Genomic DNA, 4,360 nt, shown 5'->3' with positions numbered 1-4,360 from the left:
GCTGAGCAGGAAGTGGATCGTGCCATGTTTGACCGTCAGATTGACCTGATCATGAAGGACTTTGCTCCGGTCGCTCAAAAATTCCTCAAACACGTGGCCAAGGTCAACGGCCTTGAGAAAATGACCTTTGCTGATTGGAAGTTGGATTTGGACAGCGCACTCAACCCAGATGTCACCATTGATGACGCTTATGATTTGGTCATGAAATCTGTAGCACCTCTTGGGGAAGAATACTCCTGCGAAATTGCCCGCTACCAAACTGAACGCTGGGTTGACTTTGCGGCCAATGAAGGCAAGGATTCCGGTGGTTATGCAGCCGACCCATACCGCGTCCATCCTTATGTCCTCATGAGCTGGACAGGACGGATGAGCGATGTCTACACTCTGATCCACGAGATCGGACACTCTGGTCAATTTATCTTCTCAGACAACAACCAAAGCTACTTCAACGCCCACATGTCGACCTACTATGTGGAAGCTCCTTCTACCTTTAACGAGCTCCTCCTCAGCGACTATTTGGAACACCAGTTTGACGATCCTCGTCAAAAACGCTTTGCCTTGGCTCACCGTTTGACAGATACCTACTTCCACAACTTCATCACCCACTTGTTGGAAGCAGCCTTCCAACGCAAGGTCTACACCCTGATTGAAGAAGGTGGAACCTTCGGCGCTAGCAAACTCAATAGCATCATGAAGGAAGTCTTGACAGAGTTCTGGGGAGATGCCGTTGAAATCGATGACGATGCAGCCTTGACCTGGATGCGCCAAAGCCACTACTACATGGGGCTTTACAGCTATACCTACTCAGCTGGCTTGGTTATCTCAACAGCGGGATACTTGCATTTGAAAAACTCCGAAAATGGAGCGAAAGATTGGCTAGACCTCCTCAAATCAGGTGGTAGCAAGACCCCACTTGAGTCAGCCATGATCATCGGAGCAGATATCTCGACTGACAAACCACTCCGCGACACCATCCAATTCCTTTCAGACACTGTCGATCAAATTATTGCCTACAGTGCAGAATTGGGAGAATAAAATTCAAAAAAAAGCTAAAGAAGGTTCATTCTTCTTTAGCTTTTTTGCTTTTTAACTCAACTCCGCCACAATGGCCTTAATTTGTGCTGCGGTATGCACTCCTGCTACTTGTTTAACAACCTGCCCATCTTTTTTAAAGAGCAAGGTTGGGATGGACATAATGCCGAAAGCACGCGCTGTTTCTGGATTTTCATCCACATCCATTTTTAGGATTTTTAACTCATCTTCCGAAAGTTCTTCCGATAATTTTTCTAAAATAGGAGCTTGCATGCGACATGGACCACACCAGGTTGCCCAAAAGTCTACCAAGACCAAGCCTTCTTTTGTTTCTGCTTCAAATGTTGCATCTGTAATTGCTTTTGCCATTTTCTTTCTCCTTTAGTTTTGGTACTGCGTCAAATCTTGCTTCATCAAATAGAAGAAGACATCTCCGTAAGTCCCTTGGTAATCCAATTCATGCCCATTATAGGTCAGTTTCACAATAGGATAAAAATCTGCTACTCTAATCAAGCAAGCTTGTTGGGAGCGTTCAAACTCATCGTAGGAATCAAAATGCATGACTCTTTCTTGTTTTGCACCGTCTAGATATGTAATATCAATCATATCGATAACCTCTATTTCTTAAGATGCATCAATTGTAACTCTATACATTACATCTGTCAAACAAAACGACTTCCTCAGAATGATGGATCTCGTTCGATAAGGAAAAGACAAGAAAAAAGCCCTCTGAATCCAGAGAGCCGTTTTGAGCTCGGGCTAAAATCCTAGTGAAAACAAAAAATCTCCCCGAAGGGAGATAGATCTGGTCTATTTTACCTTACGATGCTAGAAACCGAAGCCGAAGATTATACTTGAGTATATTCTATCAAAATTAACAAAAAAGCCCTCTGAATTCAGAGGGCTCCATTCTTGCTGTATAAAACGTTTCTAGACAAGGCGACGAACCGAAGATTGTACTAATGGTACATCGAGGCGAAGTCAACGAAGTATAGAAACGTTTTAGACGCAAGATTAACGACGAAGTCCAAGAGAGTTGATTAACTCACGGTAACGGTTAACGTCGTTTGTACGAAGGTAAGCCAACAAGTTACGACGGCGACCGATTTTCTTCATCAAACCACGGTAAGTAGCGTGGTCTTTTTTGTGTTGTTTGATGTGTTCGTTCAAGTGGTTGATTTCCCAAGTAAGGACAGCAACTTGTACTTCTACTGAACCAGTGTCACCTTCGTGACGTGCGTATTGTGCAATGATTTCATTTTTTTTCTCTTTTGAGATTGCCATGATAAGCTCCTTTTCTTTATGCTCTATCCGAGTGGCAGGTTTGGCATATCCTGCTACCAAGAAAGAGTTAGTTGTCTATTCGACCTTCTTATTCTACCAAGATTTCATCTTTCTGTCAAACACTTATGTTTCCTTTGAGAGGAGCTTTTCTCTTTTCTAAAAAGAACCTTGGGAATTTGGACGGTTTGATGGAACATTCTTCAAGCAACTTATTCAAAAGAGAGTGGGACAGAAATCGGTAATTCGTTAGAATTTGATTTCGTCGTCCCACCTCCGCACAGTTGAGTAGGGCTGTAAAAGCTGATGAAATCAGCGTAGTAGAGCCCACTCAACCACTGCGTCTTGCTCGACAATCCAAAAATAATTGAGAGGCTAGGACTTTTGTCCCAGCCTCTTTATCGGTATGAAGCTTATTTCTCTTTCCGTTTACCACGCAAGAGCAAAGCCAAAGCAAAAACTGCTAAGAGGGCACCGAGTATGGTCAACCCGTAAGCAACAACTTCACCAGTTGATGGAAGAATTTTTTTCTTTCCTTCTTTTGGTGTAGTTGGAGTTTCTGGTTTTTCCGGTGTGCTTGGCGGCGTTGTTGGTGGTGTCGTCGGTGGAGTTGTAGGAGGTGTCGTTGGTGGGGTTGTAGGCGGAGTCGTTGGCGGTGTACTTGGTGGAGTGGTCGGTGGTGTTGTTGGTGGCGTATGACGGTTGGTTACCGTGAAACCATCAATAGTTGTTGTATAACCAACTACTGGATCCTCTGTAATGGTGTAAGTAATCTTCTTACCTTCCTTGTATACGGGTAGATCCGTAAAGCTTGCCTGCCAATTATCAGTAGCTGTGATTTCTTTTACAGCCACTTCTTGACCATCCGCAAGGAGACGAACGGTGATTTTTTCAGGACGAAGACCATCTTTGTTGTCTGCGTCATTCCAGATTTTCTTAACCGCTACTTCCGTTACTTCTGGCGTGTGGCTATTAGTGATCACTACATTTCCCTTGTTACTATCATCAACCGTACTAGTATAGCCTTTGACTGTTCCAACTTCTTTCACTTGGTACTGAATCTCTTTGCCTTTCGCTTTTAGAGGCAAATCGCTAAAGGTATGAGTCCAGTTATTTTTAGCAGAAAGTTCCACTTCTTTTCCTTGTGTTTTGCCGTCTGCATAAAGCTGTACCTTAATGGTGTTTGGACGTTTTCCATCTTGGTCATTGTTGTCTTCCCAACGTTTTGTAACAGTGACGCTGGTTTTACCTGGCTTGTAGCTATTGGTAATAGTTGTTCCATCAATCGCAGCAGAGTAATTGGCTACTGTGTCTTCTGTGACTGTGTAGACAATTTGTTTACCGTTATTGTATTTTGGAAGATTGGTAAAGACTGTCTTCCAATCAGTCGCTGCACTTAGCTCTTGGCTAGCTACTTCTGTACCATCTGCAAGGAGACGAACAGTGACCTTGTCAGGACGAACACCATCTTGATTATCATTATCTTTCCAGATCTTCGTTACTGGAATTTCAACAACTTCTGGTGTACGAGTGTTGGTAATATTGGTTCCTTCGATAGTTGTTTCATAGCCTTCAACAGGTTCTTCTGAAACAGTATAGGCAATGACATTACCAGCATCATCGACCACATCCAGATTATCAAAATGATAAGCCCAAGTTCCTGCAGCATCTGGTTTCACTTCTTTAGAAGCAACTTTAACTCCATTTGCTAGGAGGTTGACGGTGATTTTTGATGGACGCTTGCCATCTTGGTTGTCATTGTCATTCCATATCTTTTGACCAGCAACACTTGTTTTTTCTTTTTGGTTTACGACATCACGAGAAATTGCGAGGTCATTTCCAAAATCGTCCTTGCTGATCTTGATAGGTTCTTCAGAGAGCACATAGCCTGTCGGAGCTTGAATTTCTTTAACCGTATAAGCTTGTTTGATCAAACCAGTTATGGTGCCAACACCATTCTCATCTGTCGTAATGGTTCCGACTTGCTCACCTGTATCATCTGCTATCACTGCAAAGACAGCACCTGCAAGAGCCTGACCATTTTCAC

The 4,360-nt window shown here is 43.3% G+C and carries 5 protein-coding genes; 1 reads left to right on the top strand and 4 read right to left on the bottom strand.

Going from position 1 to position 4,360, the window contains the following annotated elements; translation table 11 throughout:
• Positions 1–1,035 (top strand): M3 family metallopeptidase (locus PAN06_RS13000; RefSeq protein ID WP_269796537.1); only part of this gene is annotated, 1,035 nt, incomplete at its 5' end.
• A gap of 51 nt (positions 1,036–1,086) precedes the next feature.
• Here the strand turns inward: PAN06_RS13000 and trxA are convergent.
• The 4 genes from trxA to PAN06_RS12980 form a co-directional block, all read right to left on the bottom strand.
• Positions 1,087–1,401: a thioredoxin gene (trxA, locus tag PAN06_RS12995; protein WP_003013593.1), complete on the bottom strand. Its 315-nt coding sequence runs from the start codon at positions 1,399–1,401 to the stop codon at positions 1,087–1,089.
• Positions 1,402–1,413: 12 nt separating this feature from the next.
• Positions 1,414–1,638, bottom strand: a complete 225-nt coding sequence (locus PAN06_RS12990) for a DUF4649 family protein (protein ID WP_254728368.1) — start codon at positions 1,636–1,638, stop codon at positions 1,414–1,416.
• Positions 1,639–2,046: 408 nt separating this feature from the next.
• Complete coding sequence (gene rpsO, locus PAN06_RS12985) at positions 2,047–2,316, bottom strand: 30S ribosomal protein S15 (RefSeq protein WP_003004251.1); 270 nt, start codon at positions 2,314–2,316, stop codon at positions 2,047–2,049.
• 410 nt (positions 2,317–2,726) lie between these two features.
• A partial coding sequence (locus tag PAN06_RS12980) for a Cna B-type domain-containing protein (protein WP_269796536.1) occupies positions 2,727–4,360 on the bottom strand: 1,634 nt, incomplete at its 5' end.

Source organism: Streptococcus sp. SM3 (assembly GCF_027497875.1).
The sequence above is the reverse complement of the archived record's forward strand: the minus strand, read 5'-3'. Positions and strand labels throughout refer to the sequence as shown.

Bases quoted from the DNA above. Each gene is read 5' to 3' on its own strand.
- trxA (WP_003013593.1), bottom strand. From the start codon at position 1,401: ATGGCAAAAGCAATTACAGATGCAACATTTGAAGCAGAAACAAAAGAA.
- PAN06_RS12990 (WP_254728368.1), bottom strand. From the start codon at position 1,638: ATGATTGATATTACATATCTAGACGGTGCAAAACAAGAAAGAGTCATG.
- rpsO (WP_003004251.1), bottom strand. From the start codon at position 2,316: ATGGCAATCTCAAAAGAGAAAAAAAATGAAATCATTGCACAATACGCA.